This is a genomic window from Curtobacterium sp. PhB78, assembly GCF_003751685.1.
Lineage (GTDB): Bacteria > Actinomycetota > Actinomycetes > Actinomycetales > Microbacteriaceae > Curtobacterium.
Genome location: NZ_RKIA01000004.1, coordinates 1 through 25,798, shown reverse-complemented (window position 1 = coordinate 25,798; position 25,798 = coordinate 1). Strand labels below are relative to the sequence as shown.

Annotated in this window: 26 protein-coding genes; 11 read left to right on the top strand and 15 right to left on the bottom strand. The window is 71.6% G+C overall.

Going from position 1 to position 25,798, the window contains the following annotated elements; translation table 11 throughout:
* Window positions 1–47 precede the first annotated feature (47 nt).
* Window positions 48–995 (top strand): EamA family transporter, encoded by a 948-nt coding sequence (locus EDF53_RS09970; RefSeq protein ID WP_123293445.1) that lies wholly within the window; start codon window positions 48–50, stop codon window positions 993–995.
* Here the strand turns inward: EDF53_RS09970 and EDF53_RS09965 are convergent.
* Together EDF53_RS09965 and EDF53_RS09960 are read right to left on the bottom strand one after the other, a co-directional pair.
* Window positions 964–1,941 carry an epimerase gene (locus tag EDF53_RS09965; protein ID WP_123293444.1) on the bottom strand — a complete coding sequence of 326 codons (978 nt, stop codon included), beginning with the start codon at window positions 1,939–1,941 and terminating at the stop codon, window positions 964–966. The two genes, EDF53_RS09970 and EDF53_RS09965, sit on opposite strands and share 32 nt — an antisense overlap.
* 1 nt (window position 1,942) lies before the next feature.
* Complete coding sequence (locus EDF53_RS09960) at window positions 1,943–2,608, bottom strand: DUF4166 domain-containing protein (protein ID WP_123293443.1); 666 nt, start codon at window positions 2,606–2,608, stop codon at window positions 1,943–1,945.
* 47 nt (window positions 2,609–2,655) lie between these two features.
* Here EDF53_RS09960 and EDF53_RS09955 point away from each other — a divergent pair, with 47 nt between their 5' ends.
* Window positions 2,656–3,576, top strand: a complete 921-nt coding sequence (locus tag EDF53_RS09955; RefSeq protein WP_111086907.1) for a cation diffusion facilitator family transporter — start codon at window positions 2,656–2,658, stop codon at window positions 3,574–3,576.
* A gap of 195 nt (window positions 3,577–3,771) precedes the next feature.
* Here EDF53_RS09955 and EDF53_RS09950 read toward each other — a convergent pair whose 3' ends face one another.
* Together EDF53_RS09950 and EDF53_RS09945 are read right to left on the bottom strand one after the other, a co-directional pair.
* Window positions 3,772–4,377 carry a hypothetical protein gene (locus EDF53_RS09950; RefSeq protein ID WP_123293442.1) on the bottom strand — a complete coding sequence of 202 codons (606 nt, stop codon included), beginning with the start codon at window positions 4,375–4,377 and terminating at the stop codon, window positions 3,772–3,774.
* Between the two features lie 130 nt (window positions 4,378–4,507).
* Window positions 4,508–5,791 carry an MFS transporter gene (locus EDF53_RS09945; protein WP_123293441.1) on the bottom strand — a complete coding sequence of 428 codons (1,284 nt, stop codon included), beginning with the start codon at window positions 5,789–5,791 and terminating at the stop codon, window positions 4,508–4,510.
* Window positions 5,792–5,872: 81 nt separating this feature from the next.
* Here EDF53_RS09945 and EDF53_RS09940 point away from each other — a divergent pair, with 81 nt between their 5' ends.
* On the top strand, window positions 5,873–6,751 hold the full coding sequence (locus tag EDF53_RS09940; RefSeq protein ID WP_185021005.1) for a LysR family transcriptional regulator: 879 nt from the start codon (window positions 5,873–5,875) through the stop codon (window positions 6,749–6,751).
* A gap of 72 nt (window positions 6,752–6,823) precedes the next feature.
* Here EDF53_RS09940 and EDF53_RS09935 read toward each other — a convergent pair whose 3' ends face one another.
* From EDF53_RS09935 to EDF53_RS09910, 6 genes are all read right to left on the bottom strand, one after another.
* Entirely contained in the window at window positions 6,824–7,591 is a 768-nt protein-coding gene (locus EDF53_RS09935; RefSeq protein WP_131844783.1) for a hypothetical protein, read from the bottom strand.
* Window positions 7,581–8,120 (bottom strand): RNA polymerase sigma factor, encoded by a 540-nt coding sequence (locus EDF53_RS09930; protein ID WP_111086929.1) that lies wholly within the window; start codon window positions 8,118–8,120, stop codon window positions 7,581–7,583. Before EDF53_RS09930 ends, EDF53_RS09935 begins: the two co-directional genes overlap by 11 nt.
* Before the next feature lie 123 nt (window positions 8,121–8,243).
* Complete coding sequence (locus EDF53_RS09925) at window positions 8,244–8,507, bottom strand: hypothetical protein (protein ID WP_111086912.1); 264 nt, start codon at window positions 8,505–8,507, stop codon at window positions 8,244–8,246.
* Window positions 8,504–9,163 carry a DUF308 domain-containing protein gene (locus tag EDF53_RS09920; protein WP_123293438.1) on the bottom strand — a complete coding sequence of 220 codons (660 nt, stop codon included), beginning with the start codon at window positions 9,161–9,163 and terminating at the stop codon, window positions 8,504–8,506. The genes EDF53_RS09925 and EDF53_RS09920 overlap by 4 nt, the downstream gene beginning before the upstream one ends.
* Window positions 9,164–9,309: 146 nt before the next feature.
* The gene (locus EDF53_RS09915; RefSeq protein ID WP_123293437.1) at window positions 9,310–11,280 is read right to left on the bottom strand and encodes a lectin-like domain-containing protein; all 1,971 of its coding nucleotides are present in this window, start codon (window positions 11,278–11,280) and stop codon (window positions 9,310–9,312) included.
* Between the two features lie 110 nt (window positions 11,281–11,390).
* Window positions 11,391–13,046, bottom strand: a complete 1,656-nt coding sequence (locus EDF53_RS09910) for a glycoside hydrolase family 13 protein (RefSeq protein ID WP_260215357.1) — start codon at window positions 13,044–13,046, stop codon at window positions 11,391–11,393.
* 106 nt (window positions 13,047–13,152) lie between these two features.
* On the opposite strand from EDF53_RS09910, the gene EDF53_RS09905 reads away from it, so the two are divergent.
* From EDF53_RS09905 to EDF53_RS09885, 5 genes are all read left to right on the top strand, one after another.
* A complete protein-coding gene (locus EDF53_RS09905) occupies window positions 13,153–13,710 on the top strand; it encodes an NADPH-dependent FMN reductase (RefSeq protein WP_111086916.1) in 558 nt (185 codons plus the stop codon).
* 152 nt (window positions 13,711–13,862) lie between these two features.
* Window positions 13,863–14,375, top strand: coding sequence for a MarR family winged helix-turn-helix transcriptional regulator (locus EDF53_RS09900; protein ID WP_123293435.1), 513 nt, complete (start codon window positions 13,863–13,865; stop codon window positions 14,373–14,375).
* 111 nt (window positions 14,376–14,486) lie between these two features.
* Window positions 14,487–14,993, top strand: a complete 507-nt coding sequence (locus EDF53_RS09895; protein ID WP_123293434.1) for a Dps family protein — start codon at window positions 14,487–14,489, stop codon at window positions 14,991–14,993.
* An 8-nt stretch (window positions 14,994–15,001) separates the two neighbouring features.
* Window positions 15,002–15,802: an SDR family NAD(P)-dependent oxidoreductase gene (locus EDF53_RS09890; RefSeq protein WP_111086919.1), complete on the top strand. Its 801-nt coding sequence runs from the start codon at window positions 15,002–15,004 to the stop codon at window positions 15,800–15,802.
* 14 nt (window positions 15,803–15,816) lie between these two features.
* The gene (locus EDF53_RS09885; RefSeq protein ID WP_123293433.1) at window positions 15,817–17,010 is read left to right on the top strand and encodes an NAD(P)/FAD-dependent oxidoreductase; all 1,194 of its coding nucleotides are present in this window, start codon (window positions 15,817–15,819) and stop codon (window positions 17,008–17,010) included.
* Window positions 17,011–17,109: 99 nt separating this feature from the next.
* On the opposite strand, the gene EDF53_RS09880 is transcribed toward EDF53_RS09885, so the two are convergent.
* Together EDF53_RS09880 and EDF53_RS09875 are read right to left on the bottom strand one after the other, a co-directional pair.
* Complete coding sequence (locus tag EDF53_RS09880; protein WP_185021004.1) at window positions 17,110–18,189, bottom strand: alpha/beta fold hydrolase; 1,080 nt, start codon at window positions 18,187–18,189, stop codon at window positions 17,110–17,112.
* A gap of 71 nt (window positions 18,190–18,260) precedes the next feature.
* Window positions 18,261–19,136, bottom strand: a complete 876-nt coding sequence (locus tag EDF53_RS09875; protein WP_123293431.1) for an SMP-30/gluconolactonase/LRE family protein — start codon at window positions 19,134–19,136, stop codon at window positions 18,261–18,263.
* Between the two features lie 89 nt (window positions 19,137–19,225).
* Here EDF53_RS09875 and EDF53_RS09870 point away from each other — a divergent pair, with 89 nt between their 5' ends.
* Window positions 19,226–19,798: a hypothetical protein gene (locus EDF53_RS09870; RefSeq protein ID WP_123293430.1), complete on the top strand. Its 573-nt coding sequence runs from the start codon at window positions 19,226–19,228 to the stop codon at window positions 19,796–19,798.
* A 99-nt stretch (window positions 19,799–19,897) separates the two neighbouring features.
* Here EDF53_RS09870 and EDF53_RS09865 read toward each other — a convergent pair whose 3' ends face one another.
* The 3 genes from EDF53_RS09865 to EDF53_RS09855 form a co-directional block, all read right to left on the bottom strand.
* Entirely contained in the window at window positions 19,898–20,731 is an 834-nt protein-coding gene (locus EDF53_RS09865; protein ID WP_123293429.1) for a DUF1206 domain-containing protein, read from the bottom strand.
* A 120-nt stretch (window positions 20,732–20,851) separates the two neighbouring features.
* A complete protein-coding gene (locus EDF53_RS09860) occupies window positions 20,852–21,469 on the bottom strand; it encodes a DUF6226 family protein (protein WP_123293428.1) in 618 nt (205 codons plus the stop codon).
* Window position 21,470: 1 nt separating this feature from the next.
* Window positions 21,471–22,637 carry an RtcB family protein gene (locus EDF53_RS09855; protein WP_123293427.1) on the bottom strand — a complete coding sequence of 389 codons (1,167 nt, stop codon included), beginning with the start codon at window positions 22,635–22,637 and terminating at the stop codon, window positions 21,471–21,473.
* A 551-nt stretch (window positions 22,638–23,188) separates the two neighbouring features.
* Between EDF53_RS09855 and EDF53_RS09850 the strand changes: the two genes are divergently transcribed.
* Window positions 23,189–25,018: a glycoside hydrolase family 15 protein gene (locus EDF53_RS09850; RefSeq protein WP_123293426.1), complete on the top strand. Its 1,830-nt coding sequence runs from the start codon at window positions 23,189–23,191 to the stop codon at window positions 25,016–25,018.
* Window positions 25,019–25,031: 13 nt separating this feature from the next.
* Complete coding sequence (locus EDF53_RS09845) at window positions 25,032–25,634, top strand: DUF1992 domain-containing protein (protein ID WP_123293425.1); 603 nt, start codon at window positions 25,032–25,034, stop codon at window positions 25,632–25,634.
* Window positions 25,635–25,798: the final 164 nt, after the last annotated feature.

The window sequence follows — 25,798 nt, the reverse complement described above, 5'->3', positions numbered from 1 at the left end:
CGAACAATTCGCTGGTCCTACACCTTCGGAGCCACCACGATCGGAGCATGACCACCCGTGACCGCCTCCTCGCCCTGGTCGTCGCCGTCGTCTGGGGCCTGAACTTCCCCGCGACCGCGCTCGCCCTCGAGCACTTCCCGCCGTTCCTGCTCGCGGCCCTGCGGTTCACGATCCTGGCGGTCCCCACGCTGCTGTTCGTCCCGCGGCCGAAGATCCCGTTCGGACGGCTGCTGCTCGTCGGGTTCGGGCTCGGGGTGCTGCAGTTCTCGTTCCTGTACCTGAGCATGGCGTCGGGGATGCCGTCCGGGCTCGCCTCGCTCGTGCTGCAGGCCTCGGCACCGTTCACCGTGGTGCTCGCCGGGGTGTTCCTGCGCGAACGGCTCACCGGGCGACAGGTCATCGGCGTGACGATCGCGGTCGCCGCCCTCGGCCTGATCGCCCTGCACCGGTCGCAGACGGCGGCGTTGCTCCCGGTGGTGCTGGCGCTCTGCGGCGCGCTCGGGTGGGCGATCGGCAACGTGGCGACCCGACGAGCAGGAGCCGCGAACCCGCTGCACCTGACGCTCTGGTGGTCGGTCGTGCCGCCGATCCCGATGGCCGTGCTGTCGTTCGTGGTCGAGGGGCCGGACCGCATCGGCGCCGCACTCGGCACGGCCTTCACCACCGAGGCCCTGCCGGCGGACCTCGGCCTGCTCTACATCGTGCTCGTCGCGACCCTGGTCGGCTACGGGATCTGGTCGCGGCTGATGGCGACCTACCCGTCGAGCACGGTCGCGCCGTTCTCCATGCTCGTGCCGGTCGTCGGCGTCCTCGCGTCGTGGGCGGCCTTCGGCGAGGTGCCCGACCTGGTCGAGGTGCTCGCCGGCGCCGTCGTGGTCGGGGCGGTGCTGTGGTCGTCGCGACCGGCACGGCTGGCACACGAGCCGGTCCCCGCGCCGGTCGACGGGGTCCCGGTGCCGGTGCTCAGCCCCGGTGCTGGCGACGCTCCGCGATGATCCCGGCGAGCGCACCGCGCAGGTGCGGGTACCGGAACTCGTAACCCGCCTGGGTCAACCGCGTCGGCACCACCCACCGGCTCTTGAGCACCAGTTCGGTCTCGGTGCGGATCGCGAAGGAGCCGACCTCGAGCATCCACCGCGGCGTCGGCAGTCCGAACCGGCGGCCCACGGCGTCGCGGATCGTCGCCATCACGGTCCGGTTGTCGGACGGGTTCGGGCTCGACACGTTGACCGGCCCCTCGAGCTCCGGGTGGTCGCGGACGAACCGGATCGAGCCGAGGACGTCGGCGATGTGCACCCAGCTGAACCGCTGTCGGCCGCGGGTCGGTCGGTGGTGGTGGTACGTTCCCGCCCGCAGTCGGGAACGCGTCGGCACCCAGGCGCCGTCGTACTGCGGCCCGCCGAGGCCCGTCTGCGCCAGCCGGAGGAGCGGCACGAGTGCGCTGCCGTCGCCGAACACGATCGCCATCCGGAGTGCCACCCGGCGGGTCGACGGCAGGTCCGCGCCGAAGAAGGCGTCCTCCCACGCGCGTGCCACCGAGACCGAGAAGCCCTCTCCGAGCTCGCCGGTCAGTTCGTCCTGTGGGCGGTCGTCGGCGTGCCGGTAGATCGTCGCGGTCGAGGCGTTCAGCCACAGCGGTGGCGGCTGCTCGGCGGTGCGGATGGCCTCGGCGAGCTCGAGCGTGGTGTCCACCCGCGAGCGCGTGATCTCGGCGCGGTTCCGGCGGCCGTACCGGCAGTTGACGCTCTTGCCCGCCATGTTCACGACGAGGGCCGCACCGTCGACGAGCTCGCGGATGCGCAGGGTGTTGCCCCACACCGCATCACCGGTCCGGCCCACCGTGACGACCTCGTAGCCCTCTTCGGTGAAGGCATCGCGCAGGTACTGCCCCACGAACCCGCTCGCTCCCGCGATCACGACGCGGCCCTTCTGGTCGCTCATCTCATCCCCGTCCTGTGTCCGGCGCGATCTCGTACCGGAACGCCCCCTCGTACCGGTACAGCGTGCCGAGCACCGGCGCCGAGAGCACCAGGGACACGCGCTGGAGGTCCGCTTCGTCATCGAATCGTTCCATCAGCGTCACACGTGGTGCGATGAGGGCCGGGAGGCGCACCTCGCGTCCCATCGCACGGAACGTCACGCGCGTGGAGACCAGGCGCAGGGCGCCCGCGTCCGGCCCGTGCGCGTCGACCTCCGCCCGGAGCCGGGCGCTGACGCGCCCGTGGCGACCGAGGTGGTCGACCAGGCCGTCCGGTTCGGCGGTGATGGCGTCCACCATCGTGCGGCTGCCGGAGCGGAACCGGAAGGTGCGGTGCGCGCGGACCGCGGGGTGGGCCTCCCGTCCGGCACGACCACGACGGACGTGAGCCGGCCGGTTCTCGACCGTGAAGGGGACGTCCCGTTCCCAGACCGGGAACATGACGGAATCGCGGGCGAACCAGGCGAGGAGGGGCCAGAGCCACCGGCGCGGTGTGCCGACGACGTCGAACACCCCTTCACCACGGCCGACGTGACCGGGCGGGATCGCGCCGAAGTACGCCGACAGCCGCGGGTGCAACCGGGCCAGCACGTCGGATGGTGTGGACAGCTCGTAGGGCGACCGGGTCACGTCCCGATCCTGGCATGTCGTCGGTGCCGATCCCTACGATGTGGCACATGGGTCACGACCACGGAGCAGGGCACTCGCACGGGCACGCGTCCGAGCGCGCACTGCTCATCGCGTTCTGCATCTCGGCGACGATCCTGCTGGCCGAGGTCGTCGGCGCCGTCGTCACGGGCTCCCTCGCGCTGCTGGTCGATGCCGGGCACATGGTCGTCGACACCGGTGGGCTCGGCATCGGACTCGTCGCGACGCGGCTCGCCCGCCGCAGCCCGACGACGCAGCGCACGTGGGGCTTCCAACGTGCCGAGGTGCTCGGTGCCACCGCCCAGGCGGCGATCCTGCTCGCGGTCGGCGTCTTCGTGATCATCTCCGCGATCCAACGGCTGTTCGTGCCCGCCGAGATCCACTCCGGGCCGCTCCTCGTGTTCGGCATCATCGGACTCGTCGGCAACCTGGTGGCCTACGGCGTGCTGCTGCGGGCCTCGGGCGAGGGCTTCACCTCGCGCGCCGCCCGGCTCGAGGTCCTCAACGACACCCTCGGCTCCGTCGCCGTGATCGCCGCCGCGGTCGTGCTCATGCTGACCGGGTGGGAGCGCGCGGACTCGGTCGCGGCGATCCTCATCGGGCTGCTCATCCTGCCGCGGGCGATCCGGCTGCTGCGCGAGACCGCGAACGTCCTGCTCGAGTCCACGCCGCCGGGGCTCGACCTCGATGACGTGCGGGGCCACATCCTCGAGCTCGAGCACGTCATCGCCGTGCACGACCTGCACGCGACCCTGGTGGCGACGGGGGTCCCGAACCTGACCGCCCACGTGGTGGTGGACGACGAGTGCTTCTCGACGGCGCACGCCCCGCGGATCCTCGACGAGCTGCAGCAGTGCGTGGCGGAGCACTTCGACGTGCCCGTGGAGCACTCGACCTTCCAGCTGGAGCCCGCGTCGCACCGGCGGCACGAGCACGAGGTGCACGCGTAGCGGTGCTGGCGCGGGTCCGTCGCTGGTGCGGCGGGCCACATCCGTTCTGCGACGGTGCACGAGTCGATCGACGCGTGTTCTGCCGGAAGGTGCGCACGCATCCGTTGCGTGCGCATGTTGCGACCGACCACGAGGTGATCGACGCGTGTTCTGTCGGAAGATGCGCACGCACTCACGCCCGCGACCGCGCCCGCGTCAGCAGTCGTCGGTGCGCGTCGGGTACGCCGTGATGACGCGGTCGGTGGTGGCGGAGACGATGACCTTCACGAACGGGTCCGCCTCCGGGCGCGACCCGTCGTCGAACCGGACCGGCGCCGCGTAGCAGACCTTGCCGTCGCCGGCGTCGACCGGGAACCCCGCTCGCGGTGCGACCAGCGCCGTCTGAACGGCCGTCAGCATCGCGTCGTCCCAGTCGCGGGAGCCGTGGCCCGCGACGACCCCCTGCCAGTCGGCGGTGTGCCGCTGCCGGATGTGCTCGTAGCCCTGTGCCGACGTGCCGCACTGCAGGGTGACCCGGCCGAGCGCCGCGGTGTCGTACTGGGCGACGGCCGCCTGGGTCGTGGAGTCGCACCGCGCCAGGGTGGTGTCGCCGGGCAGGTCCGGCCCGGTGCGGGTGATCGTGACGGTGCCGTCGCCGGAGGCGGTCGCAGCGTCGCTCGGCGTCCCGGAGCTCGATCCGGCGCCGATGGTCGGGTCGTCCGCGCCTTGCCTCGCCGTCAGGAACAGCCCGCCGGCGAGGAGACCGGCGGCCACCACGGCCGCGATCCCCGTGATCACGGGACGGTTGCGGTTCTGGGGCACGCGCCCAGTATGCCGGGAGTGCGACCCTCACGACGGAACCAGGTTCCGGACACGACACCGCGCGATCGCGTGGTTCGGTGTCCGGAACCAGGTTCCGGGATGCGACGGCGGACGGGAGGCCCGCCCCGCGTCAGGCGCGCGCGGCCAGTCGGGTGCCGGCGACGACGGCCAGGACGGCGACGAGCACCACGTACCCGATCAGGACGGGCAGGGTCGGGATCACCAGGAGCGCCGCCCCGACGGCCACGACCGGCACCGTCAGCCCGGCGTACGCGATGAGGAACGTGGCCGCGAGCACCCCGCCCCGACGCTCGGGACCGACCAGGGCTCCGGCGCTCGCGATGCTGGCCCGGAAGAGCAGCCCGACCCCGGCGCCCGCCACGACGCCACCGCCGATGAAGCCGGCGACCTGCAGCAGGACCGCGGCGACGGCGAGCACCGCCAGACCGCCGACCAGGAGCACCATGCCGAGTCGGATCTGCGTGCGCTGCGTGAGTCGGGCGAACACGATCTGCGAGACGGCACTCGCGGCGAACACCCCGAAGGTCGTCGCACCGGCCGCCAGTCGGTCGGTGACGTGGAAGGTGGTGCCCAGGAACGTCGGGGCGACCGAGGTGAAGAGCCCCTGGACCGCGAGGGCCGCGAACGCTGCGGCACCGGCTGCCCAGAACGCGGCGGCCTTGCCCTCCGGTGCCTGCATGCGCTGCGGGCGGTAGGGCACACGGGTCTCGGGGCGGGCGACGGTCTCCGGCACGACGAGGACGAGCACGAAGGCCACGGTCAGCGCGACGACGAACACGACGTACGGCACCATGAGCGGCGCTCCGACGAACTCGGCGAGCGCACCCCCGACGAGGGCGCCGAGCGACAGCCCGCCGAGGTTCACGGCACCGGCGGCGACGCTCGCGCCCTTCGCCGAGTCGGACGAACCGGTCGCACGGACCCGCAGCTCACCGAGGTGGGCGGTCGCCGTGGCGGTGAGCGTGCCGACGCCGAAGCCGGTCACGAGCCGCGCGACGATCAGGCCGGTGACGTCGTTCCAGACCAGGAACAGCACGGCGGCGACGAGCTCGAGCGCGATCGACACGAGGATGAGCGGCTTCCGCCCGTGCACGTCGCTGAGGTGCCCGGCCAGGTACAGGGACCCGACGACCCCGACGCCGTACGCGGCGAAGATGATCGTGGTGGTGAACGTCGGGAAGCCGTCCCGTGCCTGGTAGATGACGTACAGCGGTGCGGGGACGGTTGCGAAGGCCATCACCGACAGGAACGCGAAGGCGACGGCCCAGAAGCCGAAGCCGTGGCGCCGACGGGTGTGCGCACGACGACCGCGCGGGGCCGGGACACGCTCGCTCGCGGGTGCGGATGCGGTGGCGGGGAGAGCGCCCGTCGGGGTGTCGGTCACGGTTGACATGCTCCGATGATCGCGCGCACCGACCATCGAGTCCAACGGATGCTCTTGATACGGTCCATCGATCGGATCGATGATGGGGAGATGGAGACCCGCCTGCTCGAACAGTTCGTCACCGTCGCCGCCGAGGGCAGCGTGACCCGCGCGGCCGAACGGCTCTGGGCGGCGCAGTCAACGGTGTCGGCCGGGATCGCCTCGCTCGAGCGGACCTTCGGCGTGCGGCTGTTCGACCGCACCGGACGGCACCTCGTGCTCACGACCGCCGGCGAGGACCTGCTCCCACACGCCCGCGCCGTGCTGGAGTCGCTCGACCGGATGCGCGACCTGGCGACCGTGGACGACGCCGACCTGCGCGGACGGGTGCGGCTCGGCATCTTCACGAGCATGGACATCGTCGACCTGACCGGCGTGCTGCAGCGGTTCCGGCGGCGGCACCCGCTCGTCACCGTGGAGCTCATGACCTCGCCGTCCGGCACGACCGGGCTCGTGCAGGACCTCGTCGCCGGGCGCCTCGACCTCGCGTACACGGGACTGCCGACGGTGCCGGCGGGAGTGGTGGTCGAACCGTTGCGCGAGATGCCGTTCCGGGTCTTCACGGCGTCGGACCACCCGTTGGCGGGGCGCGCCTCGGTGTCGCTCGCCGAGCTCGCGGACGAGCCCTTCGTCGATACCGCGCACGGGTTCGGCAACCGGATCATCCTGGACGGCGCACTCGAGCGGCTCGGGATCCGGCGGCGGATCGTCGCCGAGATGAACGACATGCCCGCGGTGATCCGGTTCGCTTCGGCGGGGCTGGGGGTCGGGGTCGTGCCGGACTCCGGGGTGCGGCACGACGGCGCGGTCCTCGAGCTCGAGGACGCGGTCGAACCGCTCCGCATCGGCCTGGCGATCCGCACGAGTCCGGAGCCGAACCGTGCCGTCCGGACGCTGGCGCGCGACCTCGTCGCCGCGCGCGTCGTGTGACGCGGCGCCGGTTGGTGGGTCCCACCGACGGACGGGAGGCGCGGGGCGGGTCCGCCACGGGCCTCCCGGCCGTCAGTCCCCCCAGATCGTCGCGATGAGAGCGGGCAGGAGCCCGTCGGTCGGGACGTTGGTCTGCTCGATGGTGATCCAGGTGTCACCTCGGGCGAAGTACGTGTACGCCTTCTCCACGCCGTAGGGCTCCACGATCCCGCGGGACTGGCAGAACGTCCCGCCGTCGCGCTCGGTGCACGTCCCCCCGCCGTCGTGCGCCGGGAACTCGTCGATCTCCTGCTGGATGGCGGCCTCGGTGGCGGTCCCGACCCGGACCTCGATCCCCGAGACGTCCGCGCGCGGGTCACGCCACGTGCAGGAGACCTTCGACTCGACGCCTGCCGGGTCCTGGCCGTCGGGGACCCGATCGGTTCCCGACGGCGGATCGGCCTGCGTCAACGGAGTGTCCCCGAAGAAGCGGTCGTAGTCCGCTGCCGAGACGAGCGCGCGACAGTCCGTCGGTATCGTCGCCACGTCCACCGGGGCGCTCGGGGTCGACGTCGGGGTCGGTGCGCCGGTGATCGGCGCGGAGCTCGGGGTCGTCGCGGTGGGCGAGGGCTCGGGCGCCTGCGTCTGGGTGGGCGCGGCGACCGGGGTGTCCTGCTGGGAGAGCGTCAGGGCGACGGCTCCGGTCGCGGTGCCCACGGCCAGGAGCGCCACGACACCGATGACGATGCCGGATCGGCCACGCCGCCGTGCGGCCCGCGGGGTGGCGCGCTCGAGGACGTTCTGCTTCATCGAGACGAGCATGCGCTGCAGGTCGTCTCCCTCGGGAGGTTCAGTGTTCATCGTGCGTCACCACCTTCTTGAGTCGGCGTCGGCTGCGGGAGACCCGCTGCGTGACCGCTCCGACACTGAGTCCGAGCATCTCGGCGGCCTCGGCGTACGAGTACCCCTCGAGCAGGCAGAGCTCGCAGATGCGGCGGTCGGTGGCGGGGAGTGCGGCGATCTCGTCGCGGACCCAGCGCAGGAGGTCACGGGCCTCGTCCTGGTCGGTGGGAGCGGCCAGGTGTTCGGGCAGCTCGTCAGCGCGCCGACGCGCCTGCTTCCGGCCGGTGTTGAAGGCGTGGTTCCGGCAGACGACGAGCAGCCACGGCAGCACGGTGTCGGCCGGGAGCTCGAGCGTCACCGCTCGCTGCCAGAGCGTCAGGAACGTGTCCTGCACGATCTCCTCGACGTCGGACCGGTCGTCGACGAGTGCCCAGGCGTACCGGGTGAGCGTGGCGGCGTAGCGGTCGAACACCCGTGCGAGCGCACCGGTGTCCCCCTGCGCGATCGCACGGACGAGTCCTTCGTCCGTGTCGGTGCCGGTCGTCACGTCCACATCCCACCTCCTTCACCCAGAGGTGTCGGCAGGATGCGCGATCCTGACAGGACCGTGGCGGAAACGTGATCCCGGGCGTGTCCGCACAGCGATGCGCGCGACGGCGCCCGCAGTGGATCAGTGGAAGTCGTCGCCCTCGCCGTCGCCGGGCGTCTTGTGCCCGCCGAGCATGTCGTTGTCGTCCTGGTCGCTGGTCGACGCGAGCTGGAGCATCGCGAGCACGACGACCACCACGATGAACGCGACGCCGAGGAAGATCACGGCCAGCTGCAGTTCCCGCGTCGAGAACAGCACGACGAGCCCGGTGAACACCGCGATGATCGCGGAGATCCCGAGGAGCTCGACCGGGCGCAGACGGTCACGACGGCTGGGGGTGGTCATGCGTGTGGTGCTCCGTCCGGGGCGACGGCCGGCGTGGCCGTGCCCCACTTGTGCGAGAGGCCGGCGATCACGTGGAAGACCGCCGTGATGGCGAGGTAGGCGCCGAGCAGGCCGACCAGGACGATCGAGGCGTCCAGCGTGCCGGTGACCTGCTCCACACCACCGAGCTGCTGCGAGTAGTCCGGCGGGGTGATGAGGAACGCGATCGCGAGCAGCAGGGTGAGTGCGCCGATCGTGGTCCAGTCCCGCGCGAAGGGGGAACGACGACGTGCCCGCAGCCCCTGTGCCAGCTCGAGGGCCCCGGTGAGCACCGCGAAGGCGACGATGACCGAGATGAACGCCGGCAGCCCGAGACCGTTGCCGGCGAACCCGGCGACGGCGGCGAGCAGGGTGATGACGGCCTGCAGCAACGTGGTGCGGCGGGACCGACCGTCGAGCGGGAGCCGCGCGACGCCCGCCCACAGGAGCACGAGTCCCTCGACCAGGGCGAAGCCGGCGAACAGCAGCAGGCCGTAGCCGGCGGCGTGGTTCGTCGAGAAGGTGATGACGAGCGCGACGACCGCGGCGGGCACGGCCCGGAGGATCGGGATCGGCCAGTACCGCGCGCGTTGGGTCGCCTCGTTCACGGTGGTGGCGTCGTCCACGGTGTCGGACACGGGACCTCTTTCAGGCATGCGGATCGTGAGATCGATCCTACCGCCGCGGTGGCAGCCGACCGACCGCCGGGGGTTCCGCAGCACTGAGGATGCTCGAATGCCCGGCCGGGGTGGCGTCGCCCGAGCGACGCCACCCCGGCACCGGATCAGGACCGCCGCTGCTCGTCCGTCACCACTGACCGCCGTCCACGCCGACGAGCGAGCCACCAGCACGTCGAACCGGCCGCGACGCCCACGGCGGCGAGCGCGGCGAGCAGCCCGAGGTCGTCGACGCCGGTGTAGGCGAGGGCGCCGCGTGCGACCTGCGGTCCCGCGTCGGCGACCGGGCCACGGGGATCCCGGTCGCCGTCGTCGTTGCCGTCGTCATCGCGGGGAGCATCCGGCACCGATGCCTCGTCGTCGTCGTCGGGTCCGGGCGCCGGGGACGGGGACGGGGACGGCGCGGGCCCATCGTCGTCCTGCTCGACGACGATCGCGATCTCGGTCGACGGGTCGCCGCCGTCCGGGTCCGTCGGGGAGGTCGCCGTGGCCACGTTCACCACGTCGGACCCGTCCCCCTGGTACTCCGGGTCGAGGACGGCACGGAGCCGGAAGTCGTGGGTCTCCCCCACGGCGAGCGCCACGTCCGACCGGCAGGTCACCCGCTGCCCCTCGGCCGTGCAGCCGTCGTCGGACCCGACGAAGCGCATCGCCTCGGGCAGGTCGTCCACCGCGCCGACCTGCTGGGCGACCGACGGTCCGCGGTTCCGTGCGGTCACGGTGTACTCCACCTCGTCGCCGGGTTCGACGGTGGACGGCGACACCGTCTTGTCCGTCTCGACGTGGGCGACGACCGGCGGCGTGGTGACGGTCGTGCTCGCCCGCGAGGTGTTGTCGGACTCGTTCGTGTCGGACAACGACGTCGGTGGTGCGATGGTGGCGACGCTCTCGAACGACCCCTCGACGCCGTCGGCGATGCGCCCCTCGACCGTCACCACCGCCGAACCACCGCGGGGCAGGTCGAGGTCGGTCGCCACGTCACCCTGCCCGGACGGGGTGGCGCAGCCGGAGCCCTCCGCCGCCTCGCACGTCCAGGAAGCGCCCTCGATCGCGTCCGGGACGTCCACCTGCAGCGGGCTGGGGTCGGCGGCGTTCGGTCCGGGGTTTTGCGCCGTGACGGTGTACCGGACGGGCGCTCCGGCGACGGCGGTGGCGGGCAGGTCGTGCTCGACGGACAGGTCGGCGGGCTTCCACACCCTGAGGGCGTCGACCTCGTGGTTGTTCACGTGGCTGCCGGTGGCCCCGGCGAACCCGAGGCGGAGGGTGCTCGGCAGCGGTGCCTGGTCGTCCCCGTGCAGGGGGACCGCGTCGAGCACGGTGCGCATCGTCGAACCGACCTGCAGCCGGACGGTCATCGAGAGCTCGCCGGCGTCCCCCGGCAGCAGGGTGATGCGCACCGTGCGCGGCGTCGACCCGTTCGTCACCGTGCCGCCGGGAGCGGGAGCCCCGGCGACGTACCGGTAGCCCTCGAGCCCGTTGCCGGAGCCGCGGACGACGACGTGGTCCTGCTGGGCTCCCGGTCCGGAGGCGTTGATGCGCGACGAGAAGTTGCCGTAGTGGTCGATCGCGATCCCGGCGAAGCCACCGGGCACCCCCGGCAGGTCGCACAGCCGCCCGCCGCCCTCGGTTGCCTCCTTGCGGCAGGCGTACCCGAGCCCGGCGCCGAACGACCCCACGCCCTGCGCCGCTGCACCGTCGGCGAGGTACAGCAGCAGGCCGTCGGCCCCGGGGTCGTCCTTCGCGGTGTGCATCGCGTAGGTGAACTCGATCTCGAGCCCGGTGTCCGAGGGGAACGTGTCGTTCGTCGACCAGGCGCCGGCCTGGTTGCGGATGTCCGCGGTCAGCCGGAGTCGTCCGCCGGAGACCGCGGCGTCACCGTGCAGGGCACCGCCGGACGCACTGGAGAACTGGTTGACGTAGGGGAAGTCGAGCGTCGCCGCACTCGACCCCGTGGGCAGGATCGTCGGTGCCGCGAGCACGGCGAGCGCGGTCAGCGCGGTGCACGCCGCTGCGAGGCGACGGGCCACCCGCGACCGGACCGGACGTGGGACGGATGCTGGAGCAGTGGGTTCTGTCATGCCCCGATCGTCGCGATCCGGGCGTCACCGGACGGCGGGCCGGAACCGATCTGTGGAACGCGGCCACGGGCCTCCTGGCTGTGGAGGAAGAACGGACGGAGCTGGTCCGCTCAGGCCAACCAGACCGTCGTCTCGCCGGGGAGGACACCCGGCAGCACGCCGGCCGCGTCGCCGAGCGGCCCGGACGCGACCACGACGTCACCCGACGGCAGCGGAACGGGCGTCGTGCCGAAGTTCGTGACCGACCGCCACCCGTCGTGCCGGGCGAAGGCCACGACGCCGTCGCCGGACTCCAGCCAGGTGAGCTCCTCGCCCTGCTGCAGCCGGCGACGGGCGTCCAGCGCTGCCCGGTACAGCGTCAGGGTGGACGCGGGATCCCCGTCCTCCGCCTGCACCGACGACGAGCCGAAGTCCGCCGGCTGCGGCAGCAGCGGCGCGACGTCCCCGAAGCCGAACGACGGCCCGGAGGCCGTCCACGGGATCGGCACACGGCACCCGTCCCGGCCCTTGACGGTGTGCCCCGAGCGGAGCCACTTCGGGTCCTGCAGCTGGTCTCGCGGGATCGCGGCGGCTTCGTGCAGGCCGAGTTCCTCGCCCTGGTAGACGTACGACGACCCGGGCAGCGCGAGCATCAGCAGGGTCGCGGCGCGGGCTCGGCGCAGGCCCCGCTCCCGGTCGAGCTCGGGCGTGGTGCCGTCCGTCAGCAGCCAGGCGTCGGTGTCGGTGTCGTCCGGCAGGCCGTACCGGCTGGCGTGCCGCACGACGTCGTGGTTCGACAGCACCCAGGTGCTCGACGCACCGGACTGCTCGGACGCCGCGAGGTTCCGCTCGATGATGCTCCGGAACGCAGCGGATTCGAACGGCGCCTCGAGCAGGTCGAAGTTGAACGCCTGCCCGAGTTCGGTGGGCCGGGCGTACAGGACGCGTCGCGGTGCCGGCGCCCAGGCCTCGGCGACCGCTGCCCGGGGCGGGTCGTACTCGTCGAGCACGGTGCGCCAGGACGCGAAGACCTCGTGCACCTCGTCGCGGTCGTACAGCGGGTCGGAACCGTCGAGCGGCAGCGCGTGCTCGTTCGATGCGCGGTACGGCGTCGACAGGTCCTTCGCCAGGCCGTGTGCGACGTCGACCCGGAAGCCGTCGACCCCGCGGTCCGACCAGAAGCGCAGCGTGTCCTCGAAGTCCGCACGGACGGACGGGTTCGACCAGTCCAGGTCGGGCTGCTCGGGCGCGAAGAGGTGCAGGTACCACTGGCCGTCGGGGACCCTCGTCCAGGCGCTCCCGCCGAAGTTCGACACCCAGTCGCTCGGCGGCAGCTCCCCGGCGGGACCGCTTCCGTCGCGGAACACGTACCGCGCCCGTTCCGGCGAGCCCGGCGCGGACGCGAGTGCCGCCCGGAACCACTCGTGTTCGTCCGAGGTGTGGTTCGGCACGATGTCGACGATCACCCGCAGCTCGTGCTCGTGCGCGGCCCGGAGCAGGGCGTCCAGGTCCTCGAGCGAGCCGAGTCGTGGGTCGACCGCCCGGTAGTCGGCCACGTCGTACCCGCCGTCGGCGAGGGGCGACGGGAAGAACGGTGAGAGCCAGAGGGCGTCGACGCCGAGCGCCGCCAGGTACGCCACGCGGCTGGTGATGCCCGCGACGTCGCCCAGGCCGTCGGCGTTCGAGTCCGCGAAGCTGCGTGGGTAGACCTGGTAGACGACGGCGTCGCGCCACCAGTCCGGGTTCGTCGTGCGGGGCGTACTGGCCGGCGTCCGAAGCGTGCTCACGTCGCCACCGTACCCAGCGGTCTGGGAATAGCACGCCGTAGGCTCGGATTGGTTGTCGCAGACACCTTTCCGTCCCAGAACAACGTCTCGAACCAGAAGGATCACCATGACGAACGTCCTCGCACTCGTCGGCAGCCTCCGCGCCGACTCCATCAACCGCAAGCTCGCCGAGGCCGCGGCGCACCACGCGCCGGAGGGCATCGAGGTCACCACGTTCGACGGCATCGTCGACCTGCCGTTCTACAACGAGGACATCGACGGCGACACCCCGCCGGCCGCCGCCGTCGCCTTCCGCGACGCGATCGCCGCCGCGGACGCCGTCCTGCTCGTCACCCCCGAGTACAACGGCACGATCCCGGCCGTGCTGAAGAACGCCCTCGACTGGGCATCGCGTCCGTTCGGCGCCTCGCCGCTGTCCGGCAAGCCGCTCGCCGCCATCGGTTCCGCGTTCGGGCAGTACGGCGGCGTGTGGGCCCACGACGACGCCCGCAAGGTCGCCGGCATCGCCGGTGCGAAGGTCCTCGAGGACGTCAAGGTCGCGATCCCGCAGTCGGTCGTCCGCTTCGCGGAGACCCACCCGCGCGAGGACGCCGAGGTCACCTCGCTCGTCCAGGGCGCGCTGAACGCACTCGCCGACGCCTCGACCGAGCAGGCCGCCGCGTAGAGCGACCGGGTGCGGTCGACCGCACCACAGGACGGACGGGAGGCCCGTGGCGACCCCGCCACGGGCCTCCAGTCCTGCATGCGGGAACGGAGCAGGCACACCCACAGGAAGTCGCTAGACGGCCTCCATACGAGACGGACTAGCCTGTGGCAATGGCAACGCAGGAGATCACCGAGGCGTCCGGGTACTGGTTCCCCGACGACGACGCGACCCAGCGCGGGGTCGCCGTGCTCAACGCCCTGCGTCGCTACCGGGCCGCCGAGACCGCGATGCGCCGCCGCACCCGCGACTCGATGGGCATGGGCGAGACCGACCTGCTCGCCGTGCGCTTCCTGCTGCAGTCGCAGCGCTCGGGCCGCAGCGTCAGCCCGAAGGACCTCGCCGCCTACCTCAAGATCTCGTCGGCCTCGACCACGATCCTGATCGACCGCCTGGTGAAGTCGAACCACGTGCGTCGCGACCCGCACCCCACCGACCGTCGAGCGCTCGTGATCACCCCGACGACCGAGACCGACGACGAGGTCCGCGCGACCCTCGGCATCATGCACCGCCGGATGATGTCGATCGCCGAGGGACTGCCAGCGGACGAGGCGCGCATCGTGGCGTCGTTCCTCGAGCAGATGCGCGGCGCCGTCGACCAGGTCGACCCGGCCCCCGCGCACTGAGCTCCGCCCCGCGGACACCCCGGGGGACAGTGCGGTTCCGTGCGCACTGAGAGTGGTCTCGGCCGCACCGCGTACACCGGAAGGGTCACCGACGCGAAAGGAGCCACCACCATGCACGCTTCGGACAAGATGGCCAAGAACCTCCAGGCGGTCCTCGTGGACCTCATCGACCTGCACCTCCAGGGCAAGCAGGCCCACTGGAACATCCTCGGCACGAACTTCCGCGACCTGCACCTGCAGCTCGACGAGATCGTCGACGCCGCACGCGAGTTCGCCGACGACACGGCAGAGCGCATGCGCGCCCTGTACGCCGTGCCGGACGGACGCTCGAGCACGGTCGCGGCGTCCAGCCACCTCGACCAGTTCCCCGAGGGCGAGATCACCACGCACGACGCGATCGACCAGGTGACGCTCCGCCTCTACCAGGCGACCGGCACCATGCGCGACGTCCACGACGAGGTCGACGACGAGGACCCGACGACCGCGGACCTGCTCCACGGCTTCATCGAGCGCCTCGAGCAGCTCGCGTGGATGGTCTCCGCCGAGAACCGCGCGCCGAGCACGCCGCTGGCCTCCGCCACGACGCCTGCCGTCGCCGACGCGTCGGCGCACGCCTAGGGGACCGAGTGGACCTCGGCATCCAGGGCAAGACCGCGCTCGTCTTCGGTGCCGACTCCGGCATCGGCTGGAACACGGCTCGCATCCTCCTGGCGGAGGGTGCGACCGTGGTCGTGAGCGACCTCGACCAGGCGCAGCTCGACAACAGCGCCGACCAGCTCGAGGCGCCGCTCGGCAAGCTGCACGCGTTCGCGGCCGACGTCACGAGCGCGGCGAGCCTGGCGGACCTGCACGGCAAGGTGCGGGACGCCGTCGGCGCGATCGACATCCTGGTGCAGTCCTCGGGCGTCACCGGCGCCCAGGGACTGTTCCACGAGATCGACGAGCAAGGTTGGGCCGACACCATCGACGTGGACCTGATGGGTCCTGTCCGCATCACGCGCGAGTTCATCGGCGACCTGCGGCAGGGCGGGTGGGGCCGGATCGTGTACCTCGTGTCCGAGGACGCCTCGCAGCCCTACGACGACGAACTGCCCTACTGCGCCGCGAAGGCCGGGGTCCTGTCGTTCGCGAAGGGCCTGTCGCGCACCTACGCGCAGGAGGGCGTGCTCGTGAACACCGTCAGCCCCGCGTTCATCCACACGCCCATGACGGACGCGATGATGAACAAGCGGGCGAAGGAAACGAACCAGAGCTTCGACGACGCGATCACGAGCTTCCTCGACGAGGAACGTCCGTACATGGAGCTGAAGCGCCGCGGTGAGCCGGAAGAGGTCGCGAACGTCATCGCGTTCCTCTGCTCCGACCTCGCGAGCTTCGTCAACGGCTCCAACTACCGGGTCGACTCCGGCTCGGTCGCCACGATCTGACGCCGGGAGGCACCGTGACCGACTACCGATACCTCATCATCGGCGGCGGGATGGTCGCCGACGCCGCCGCCCGCGGTGTCCGCGAGCTCGACGCCGACGGCACGATCGGCATCCTCAGCGAGGACGTCGACCGCCCCTACGCCCGCCCGGCCCTGTCGAAGAAGCTGTGGACCGACCCGGACTTCAGCTGGGACGAGAAGGTCGACCTGCACACCGAGGAGACCGGGGCGTCGTTCGTCCTCGGCACCGCGGTGACGGGGATCGACCGTGCATCGAAGACCGTGACCACGGCCGACGGCCAGACCCACGGCTACGAGCGGCTGCTCATCGCGACCGGCGGCAAGCCCCGCGGGCTGCCGGGCCTGGAGCCCTCCGACCGGGTGCTCGACTACCGCAGCGCCGACGACTACCGGAAGCTCCGCGAGCTCGCCGACGCCGGGGCGCACGTGGTCGTCGTCGGTGGCGGCTACATCGGCCAGGAGATCACCGCGGGGGTCGTGCAGAACGGCGCCCGCGTCACCCTGGTCGACCCCGACGACATCGTGGGCGGCCGGATGTTCCCGGACGACCTCGCGCGCGCGTTCCAACAGCGCTTCGTCGACGCCGGCGTGGACCTCCGACTCGGACGCCGGGTCGAGTCCGGCACGCAGACGGCCGACGGGGTCACGCTCACGCTCGACGACGGCTCCGTGCTCGAAGCAGACGCCGTGGTCGCCGGACTCGGCATCGAGCCCGCCACCCAGCTCGCCGCCGACGCCGGTCTGACCGTGCGCGACGGCATCGTGGTCTCGTCGACGCTGCTCACCGACGACGACTCGGTATTCGCGGCCGGCGACGTCGCCGAGTACCCGGACCGGATCCTCGGGACCCGCCGGGTCGAACACGTCGACAACGCGCAGCAGCAGGGACGGCAGGCAGGCCGGAACCTCGCCGACGCCGACGAGACCTACGACCACACGCCGATGTTCTACTCCGACGTCTTCGACATGGGGTACGAAGCGGTGGGGCAGGTCTCCACGAAGCTCCGCACCGTCGAGGACTGGCAGGACCCGACCGTCACCGGCGTCGTCTACTACCTGGACGACGACGACACGGTGCGCGGCGTGCTGCTCTGGAACGTGTGGGACAAGACCGACGAGGCCCGCAAGGTCCTCGCCGAGGCGAATTCCCTGACGTCGGACATGCTGCCGGGCCGCATCACGGCCTGACCGGCGCACGGGTCGCCCTGGACGCGACCGACGGGAGGCCCGGTGCCGGTTCTCGGAACCGGCACCGGGCCTCCCGTACGTCGCCTGCAGTGCCCGGTGTCAGCGGTTCGGGTCGGCCTCGGGTGCGACGGCGTCGACCACCGCCTTGCGGTCGACCGGGTCGACCGGCAGGTCGTCCCCGTCGGCCATCGCGACCGCGTGGGCGGACTTCGCCGCCTCGAGCGTCTCGTCGTCGTTCTTCGCCATGCCGACCAGTTCGACGAAGCGCGACTTCACGAGCATCCACGCCTCGCTCGGGCTCAGACGCGACAAGTCGGACGCCGTCGAGTCGTCGCGCACCCGCTGCAGCGAACCGACACCGCGGTCCGGCAGACGGTGGTCGACGTGCGCGACCGCCAGCTGCGCGACCGCGTCGGCCTGGGCGTGCATCACGGAGTGTGCGCCGTCGACGACCTCGCGCAGCACCGCGTAGGGGAACACCCGCGCGAGCCGTCGGATCCAGTCCCGCGGGACCATCGCGTCGTGCTCGCCACGGACGATGAGGGTGCGCGCCTGCACGTGGGCCGCGCGCTCCTCGATCGGGAACGCGATCATCCGTGGCAGCACCTTCGAGAACCAGTGCCATCCGCACAGCGCGTACGCCGTGATGCCGTGCCACCGGACCGCCGAGGGCTCGTGCAGGGTCGACCGCAGGAACCGGAACGCGGACTGACGGACCGTGCGCGCGTGCGAGTCGACGACCGGGCTGATGAGCACGAGGTCCGAGATCTCCGGGTGACGCGCCGCGACCTCGGTCACGACCTGGGTGCCCATCGAGTGGCCGACCAGGACCGGGTCGACCAGGCCGAGGTCGTCGATGACCTTCTCGACGGCGGCGGCGTACCGCTCGATCGAGACCTTCCCGCGGAACCGGGGAACGCCCGCGAAGCCGGGCAGGTCGAGGGCGTGCACCGGGCCGTTCTCGTTGAGGTGCGGGGCGAGCCGCTCGTAGTAGGTGGCCGCGATGCCGAGGCCGGCGACGAGCAGGAAGGCGCGCTCCCCCGGCTCGCCGATCGAACTCACGCGGACGTACGTGCCGTCGACCGCGACCCGGTCCACCTCCACGGTGACGTCGGCGTTCTCGGCCTCCGCGAGTTCGCTGGCCGGGTCCGGGGTGGCTGCCGTGCGCTCGTCGTTCACGTGGGTCTCCTCGGGTCGGGCGAGCGCCCACGATACCCGCGGACACCGCCGCAGCGTGCGCTCCCGCCCGGTCAGCCGCTGAAGGTGTTCGCGGGGAACCCGTGCACCCGCGTCGGCACCGCCAGGATCGCTCCCGAGGACGGGTGCTGCTCCAGCTGATCCTCGGTGAGGTTCTCCCGTGCCGAGGCGACGAACAGCGTCGACATGTCGGGGCCACCGAAGGCCACCGACGTCACGTTCGGGGTGGGCAGCTCCACGGTCTCGAGGTGCGACCCGTCGGGGCCGTACCGCTCCACCCGGCCGCCGCCGTAGATCGCACTCCAGGAGCAGCCCTCGTCGTCGCGGACCAGACCGTCGTGGGCGTGGCCGACGACGAACGGTTCGAGCTCGCCGAGTTCGCCGTGCGGGCCGTACGACCCGCGGTAGATCGTCGACGCGCTCGTGTCGGTGATGTACATCACGGTGCCGTCGTCCGACCACTCGAAGCCGTTCGTCACGCCGAAGCCGCCACGGAGCAGTCGCGTCGTGCCGTCCGCCTCGACCGAGTACAGCGCACCGTCCGGCTCGCCCGTCGTCAGGTTCATGCTGCCGACCAGGAACCGGCCGAACGGGTCGCACTTCCCCTCGTTGAACCGGAGCCCGGCCGTGGCGTGCTCGACGCGGGTGAGTTCGCGCTCGACCACGCCGTGCTCGTCCGTCACGACGACGGTGTCCCCGAGCGCCACCACGAACCCGCCGGAGGCCCGCGGCTGGAAGCTCGCGAGCGGCGGCGGGAGCGGGATCGTCGACACCACGGTGCCGTCGGACTGCGCGGTGACGAGGGTGCCGAGGGTGATGTCGGTCCAGCGGAGGAGCTGCGCCGGCGGGTCCCACACGATGCTCTCGGCGAGGACCGCCCGGGCGTCGGAGAAGACGGTCACGGGCCCGGTCGTCGCGCTGGTGCTCATCGGACCGGTCTACCGGCGCCGGCTCCGTGCTCCCTCAGCGAAACACGGAATGTTCGGCGGTGGACTCTCCTCGCTGGCAGCGTGGCTCGATGATCTGTCCACTCCACGCCTGGGGCGACGAGAGCATCCGTTCCCACGGACTCGATGCACCCGCCTACCTGCTCGGCGCCTCGGTCGTCGACTCCGACGACGTCGAAGCCACCCGCGAGGTGCTCGAGTCGCTGCGGCCGACGAACGGGAAGCTCCACTGGCACGACCTCCGTCGGCGTGAGCGACGACGGGTCAGCGAGGCCGTCGAGGCACTCGAAGCCCTGCACCTCGTCGTGGTCGCCACACCCGTGGATCTCCGTCGGGAAGAACGAGCACGAGCGGTCTGCCTGGAACGTCTCGGATGGGAGCTCGCTCGCCATGACGTGTCACTGCTCACGCTCGAATCACGTGCGAGCGCGCTCATCGCCCGGGATCTGCGAGTCGTGGAAGCACTCCGCGGCCGACGCGTCATCCCGAAGACCCTGCGGGTCGAGCACGGTGACCCCAGGAACGAGCCGATGCTCTGGCTCCCAGATCAGCTGCTCGGGATGTTCGGCGAGGCCATGACCACGGGAAAGCCGCTCTCGGATTCGATCATCGACGGGCTCGAGACCTTCGAAGTCCGTCCGTGAGCGAACACCGGACGGCGCAAGAGCCGGGACCTGGTATACCCCAGGTGCACCGGCTCCGACTTCTCATCCCCCCAGCAGGAGGCGAGCAAGGTCAACATATCAGAGGCGGGCGTACCGCGCGCGGAAGAAGCTGTAGACGCCGAAGGCGAGGAACCCGATGCCGATCGCGACCAGGACGAACACGCCACCGGGCATCGAGCGCACCGCGTCGAACGCCGCGTCGAGGCCCGTCGCCTGCTCCGGGTCGCTCCGCAGTCCGGCCACACCGATGAGCACACCGACGATGACCACGGCGATGCCCTTGCCGACGTACCCGACGACCCCGAGCACCGTGACCACCCGGTCGAGCGTCCCGGACGGTCGGGTGATCTGCTTCCGGAACGTCCGCCGACACCCGATGACCACGAGCCCGATGCCGACCGCGACCGCGATCGCGCCGGCGAGGAGCAGCACGAACACCCCGCCGGGCGTCGCGAGGGTCTTCGCCGCGGCACTCTGCGACGAGCTGCTGGAACTCGACCCGGCGCCGAGGGCGTACGACGCCGACGAGTACGCGATGATGCCGTAGACCACGGCCTTCGCGACGTCCTTCGCCCGGGCGAGCCACCCACGCGTGCTGTCCGACCGGCCGCCGACGACGGCCTCGACGATCAGCCGCACGGTGAGTGCTGCCGTGCCGATCGCGATCAGCCAGAGCAGGAAGACCCCGCCCGGCACGGCAGCGATCTGCTGCAGTGCTCCGGACTGGTCGGTCTCACCGCCGGAGGACGCGTTGCCGATGCCGAGCAGGATCGCGAGGTACCCGATCAGCAGGTGGACGATGCCGCTGCCGACGAAGCCGGCGCGAGCGGTCAGCTCGAACCAGCGGCTGTCCGCCGCTCGTCGGACCTGTCGTCCGGTCTCCCGTGCTGCGTGCTCTGCTGTGTCGCTCATCCGGTCAAGCGTGCCCGACGCGGGCCGGTCTGTCCGGGCCGCGCCGGGCAGTGGGGCTGACCCGGAGCCGGACGGGCGGCGCGGGGCGGGCTGCACCCGCGCCTCCCGTCCGCACCGTCGTCAGCGCACCCACCAGGCCGCGCCGACCAGGGTGCGCCGCCCCCGACGGCGCTCGCCTCGCCGTGCGGCGGCGACCGCCGCCTCCGTGTCGCCGGTGTTGCCCGATGCACTCCAACCGTCTGCCGTCGCGATGATCGTCGAGCGTTTCGAGTTGATGAGGACGAACCCACCGCCGAGGGTCCCGACGAACATCTCGTCGACCGCCTCGCGCAGGCTCTCGGAGCCGTCGTCGCAGGCATCGCACCCGCAGTCCGGCTGGGTTCCGACCACGACGGCCGGATCCCCGACGAGCAGGTCGACGACCGTGCCCGACACCCCGTTGATCGACCGCACGGCGACGTCGAGCACCAGCGCGCCGTCGGCGGCCGGGACGAGCCGGAGGACGCCTTGGGGCCCTTCGGACCGTCGGGCCAGTCCGAGGGACGTGAGCGCCTCGACCCAGGCCTGGACGCGTGCACCGACCACGAGGTACCGCTCGGGGTCGGTGACGCGGGAGTACTCCTCGTCCAGCGGAGCGCGGTCCGGATGAGGGGCCGGCCACGAGACGTCACGCTCGGGCTGCGCCACCCACGCGGACTCGACGGCGCGCAGGACGTCGGGCAGGGTCGCGACCGTCACGTCAGTCGCCCTTCACGTTGACGACCTGCCGCAGCGTGTGCCGGACCGACACGAGGTCCGACGCGTCCGCCATGACCTGGTCGATCGGCTTGTACGCGCCCGGGATCTCGTCGAGGAACGCGTCGGTGTCGCGGTACTCGATGCCGACCATCGCCTCCCGCAGCTGGTCGTGCGTGAAGGTCCGCCGTGCCGCGCTCCGCGAGAACAGCCGGCCGGCTCCGTGCGGCGACGACTCGAGCGACGGCTTGTTGCCGAGGCCCTCGACGACGTACGACGCCGTGCCCATCGACCCGGGGATCAGGCCGGCCTGACCTGCCGTCGCCTGGATCGCACCCTTGCGGGACACCCACACGGACTTCCCCCAGTGCGTCTCGCGCTGCGTGAAGTTGTGGTGGCAGTTGATCCGCTCCTGCTCGTCGACGGGGGTACCGACGACCTCGGACAGCTGCCGCACGACGCGGTCCATCATCTCCTCGCGGTTGAGCAGGGCGAAGTGCTGTGCCCACCGCAGCTCGGCGATGTACCGGTCGAACTCCGGCGTGCCCTCGACCAGGTAGGCGAGGTCGGGGTCCGCCAGCTGGATCCACCAGCGCTCCATCAGCCGCTTGGCGACCTTGATGTGCCGCTGTGCGATCTTGTTGCCGACGCCCCGCGATCCGGAGTGCAGGAAGAGCCAGACCCTGTTCTCCTCGTCGAGGGAGACCTCGATGAAGTGGTTCCCGGAGCCGAGCGTGCCGAGCTGGTTGCGCCACCCGCCGTGCGCCTGTGCGGGGTCGAACCCGGCGGCGTCGGCCATCGCCTCGAGCTCGGCGATCCGCGGCTCGGCGGTCGCGACGATCTTGCGGTTCGACGCGCCGGCCGACAGCGGGATCGCGCGCTCGATCTGCTCACGCAGCTCCTGCAGGTCGTCGGGCAGGTCGGCCTCGGTGAACTGGGTCCGGACCGCGATCATGCCGCAGCCGATGTCGACGCCGACGGCAGCCGGCATGACCGCGCCGAGGGTCGGGATGACCGACCCGACGGTGGCGCCGAGGCCGAGGTGGGCGTCCGGCATCAGGGCCAGGTGCGGGAACACGAACGGCATGCGTGCGGTCGTGCGGGCCTGCTGCTCGGTGTTGTCCTCGAGCATCGAGGCCCAACTCAGCAGGCGGTCGTTGATCTTCTTCATTGCTTCGTCTCGCTTTCAGGACGGTCGTCTGGACGGTCGTCTGGACGGTCGTCTGGACGGTCTTCGATGACGGTCCGGGACGGTGTCCGGCCTGCGCTCCGGGCGACGTCGAGCGCGACGTGGCGAGGATGAGCAGGACGACGAACGCCCCGGGCCGGGTGGGCACGGGGCGTCGTGGGACGTTCCGTGCCTACGCGGGATAGCGGAGGGACCACTGCTGCTGCGGTTGGGGCAGCACGGCGGTCGCGTCGAGCTGGAGCTCGACGCGTTCCTCGTTGTGCTGCACGGCGCGCATGCGCGGTCCTTCCGGTGTGCCCGGGACGGGCGTTCCTGCCGGCGGCGTTGGTGCCGCTGGCGTTCCTGCCGGCGGCGTTGGTGCCGCTGGCGTTCCTGCCGTTGGGCAGGAGAGCGACAGTAGTGCGACACGCCCGGGATGCGCAACTCACCCGGGCGTGTCGCGGTCGTCCACAGCCGGGAGGTCCGTCCCGCGTCCTCCACGGCGGGGTACGTCCGCCTGATGGTCGCGCCTCGGGCGCGGGCAGTCTGGGTGCATGACGGAGCGCACCGAAGACACCCTCGACGCGGTCGACACCCACGCACGCACCGACGGCTACGCCCCGCTCCGCACCTACGGAGCGATCGGCGATGGTCGGACCGTCGCGCTCATCGCCCGCGACGGACAGATCGACTGGCTGCCGATCCCCTCGATGGACTCACCGCCCGTGTTCGCGGAGATCCTCGACGCCGAACACGGCGGCCACGTGGCGCTCCGCCCGGTGGACCGATCGGCCGAGGTCACCCGCGAGTACCTGCCCGGCACGAACGTGCTCGTCACCACGTGGACGACACCGTCCGGGCGGGCGACGGTGACGGACGCGATGGTCACCGGGGTCGCCGGCCGCCTGCCGTGGGCCGAGGTCGCGCGCTGCGTCCAGGGGGTCAACGGGTCCGTGGAGTTCGAGTGGGCCGTCGTGCCCGGCACACTGCTGGGGACCGCTGAACCGAAGCGCCTCGACACCGCGAACGGCGCCGTCATCGGCATCGACGGCATCACGATCGCGATCGTCGAGCAGGGGTTCGACCCGGTGGACGACGACCGCCCGCGCTTCTCCGGCCGGTTCACCACCGGCGACGGATCGAAGCACATCCTGACCATCGTCGGCACGCACGACGAGCCGATCTTCATGCCGCGGCCGGAGAGCGCACTCGCCGCGATGGACCGCACGATCGACAACTGGGCGACCTGGTCGGAGGAGTTCTCCTACGACGGCCCCTGGGCCGAAGCAGTGCAGCGCAGCGCCCTCGCCCTGAAGCTGCTCATCTTCTCGCCGACCGGAGCGATCGCGGCGGCGCCGACCACGAGCCTGCCCGAGGACCGGACCGGCGGCAAGAACTGGGACTACCGGTTCGCCTGGGTGCGCGACCTGTCGTACACCGTGCACGCCCTGACCCGGTTCGGCCTGCGCGAAGAGACCCACGCGGCGGTGTCGTGGGTGATGCGCACCATCGCCGAGCACGACGAGGACATGCCGATCTTCTACGAGCTCGACGGCACGAAGAGCGACGACGTCGAGGAGCGCGACGTCCCCGGGTGGAACGGCATCGGCCCGGTCACGGTGGGCAACCGCGCTGGCGACCAGCTGCAGCTCGGGGTCTGGGGTGACGTCTTCGAGATCCTGCGTCAGTACGTGAACGCCGGCAACGTCCTGGACCGGAAGACCGCGGCCGTCCTGCAACAACTCGCCGACGACGCCTGCCACCGGTGGGAGGAACCGGACTCCGGCATGTGGGAGCTCGAGGACACCCAGCACTACGTCACGAGCAAGATCGGCTGCTGGCAGGCCCTCGACGCCGCGGTGGACCTCCACGATGCTGGCATGATCGACGGGCCGCGCGCCAAGTGGGTCGAGAACCGCGAACTGATCACGCAGTGGGTCGCGGAACACGGCTGGGACGAGGAACGCGGTCACTACGTGATGTACCCGGGCTCGGACGCGCTCGACACGTCGATCCTGCTGCACGCGATGAGCTCCTTCGACCGCGGTCCACGCATGGCGTCGACCATCCTGGCGATCGAGGAGCAGCTGCAGCGCGGACCGCTGGTGTACCGCTACTCGGGCATCGAGGACGAGGAGTCGCCCTTCGTCGCGTGCTCGTTCTGGCTCGCTGCCGCGATGGCCTGCACGGGCCGGATCGACGACGCGCGGACCCTGATGGACGAGATGGTCGGCCAGGCGAACGACGTCGGGCTGTTCAGCGAGATGATCAGCGAGGACGGCTCGTTCATGGGCAACCTCCCCCAGGGGCTGTCGCACCTGGCGCTCATCCAGGCAGCGCTGACCATCGAGGAGCTGACTGGCGAGGACGACCACTCGGAGTGATCATGGAGGGGTCATGAACGACGTCGATGCACGGATGGACCGGCTCCGCAGGGCCGCTCGCTACCGTTACCAGCAGCTGGTCGACAGTGAGATCGAGCGGGGGTCGCTCGATCCGGACGAGGTGCGTGAGGAACGCCGGCTGCTGAAGGCGGCCGACGTCGCCGCCCACGCTCGGGCGCAGATCGAGGAGGCCGAGCGTCGCGGCGTCTTCGAGGGCAATCCGTACCACGGCAAGCCCCTGCCCGGGAACGACGGGCAGCACGACCCGGACTGGTGGATTCGCTCGAAGATCGAACGCGAGGACATCCGCGGTATCGCTCCGCCTGCCCTCGCACTCCGCACCGAGGACGCGGAACTCGACGATGCCCTCGACGCACTGTCGACGGAGGCCGACGTGCGCGATGTCCTGGTGGACTTCAACGCCCGGGTGAAGGAAGCCCGACGTCAGCTGCTCGGTGGGCCGCCGGTCGTGACGCCGCTGCGGGACGTCGACGGCGAGTTGGTCGCGTGGCATGCCCGCCGGGAGGCCCGACTCGCGTCCGCCGCGGCGGCTGCGGCTGCTCTGACGGCCGCGTCTGACGACCGTCGCCGCCGGTGGTGGCGCCGGCGTCACTGAACGTGGCGAAGGGCCGTCCCGGTTGCCCGGGGCGGCCCTTCACGAGTGGTGCGGTGGTGCGTGTGGTGCGGGGTGTTACTTGATCTGTGCGGTGATGGTGGCGGTGCCGACGAGCAGGCCACGCTTGACGGCGTCGGTGCCGAAGGTCTTGTTCAGCAGGCCGG

Coding starts and splice junctions, on each gene's coding strand:
- EDF53_RS09900 (WP_123293435.1), top strand. CDS start 13,863: ATGGCAACGCAGGAGATCACCGAGGCGTCCGGGTACTGGTTCCCCGAC.
- EDF53_RS09905 (WP_111086916.1), top strand. CDS start 13,153: ATGACGAACGTCCTCGCACTCGTCGGCAGCCTCCGCGCCGACTCCATC.
- EDF53_RS09970 (WP_123293445.1), top strand. CDS start 48: ATGACCACCCGTGACCGCCTCCTCGCCCTGGTCGTCGCCGTCGTCTGG.
- EDF53_RS09865 (WP_123293429.1), bottom strand. CDS start 20,731: ATGAGCGACACAGCAGAGCACGCAGCACGGGAGACCGGACGACAGGTC.
- EDF53_RS09945 (WP_123293441.1), bottom strand. CDS start 5,791: ATGTCAACCGTGACCGACACCCCGACGGGCGCTCTCCCCGCCACCGCA.
- EDF53_RS09915 (WP_123293437.1), bottom strand. CDS start 11,280: ATGACAGAACCCACTGCTCCAGCATCCGTCCCACGTCCGGTCCGGTCG.
- EDF53_RS09850 (WP_123293426.1), top strand. CDS start 23,189: ATGACGGAGCGCACCGAAGACACCCTCGACGCGGTCGACACCCACGCA.
- EDF53_RS09895 (WP_123293434.1), top strand. CDS start 14,487: ATGCACGCTTCGGACAAGATGGCCAAGAACCTCCAGGCGGTCCTCGTG.
- EDF53_RS09965 (WP_123293444.1), bottom strand. CDS start 1,941: ATGAGCGACCAGAAGGGCCGCGTCGTGATCGCGGGAGCGAGCGGGTTC.
- EDF53_RS09935 (WP_131844783.1), bottom strand. CDS start 7,591: ATGAACACTGAACCTCCCGAGGGAGACGACCTGCAGCGCATGCTCGTC.
- EDF53_RS09855 (WP_123293427.1), bottom strand. CDS start 22,637: ATGAAGAAGATCAACGACCGCCTGCTGAGTTGGGCCTCGATGCTCGAG.
- EDF53_RS09845 (WP_123293425.1), top strand. CDS start 25,032: ATGAACGACGTCGATGCACGGATGGACCGGCTCCGCAGGGCCGCTCGC.
- EDF53_RS09870 (WP_123293430.1), top strand. CDS start 19,226: ATGATCTGTCCACTCCACGCCTGGGGCGACGAGAGCATCCGTTCCCAC.
- EDF53_RS09955 (WP_111086907.1), top strand. CDS start 2,656: ATGGGTCACGACCACGGAGCAGGGCACTCGCACGGGCACGCGTCCGAG.
- EDF53_RS09875 (WP_123293431.1), bottom strand. CDS start 19,136: ATGAGCACCAGCGCGACGACCGGGCCCGTGACCGTCTTCTCCGACGCC.
- EDF53_RS09925 (WP_111086912.1), bottom strand. CDS start 8,507: ATGACCACCCCCAGCCGTCGTGACCGTCTGCGCCCGGTCGAGCTCCTC.
- EDF53_RS09940 (WP_185021005.1), top strand. CDS start 5,873: ATGGAGACCCGCCTGCTCGAACAGTTCGTCACCGTCGCCGCCGAGGGC.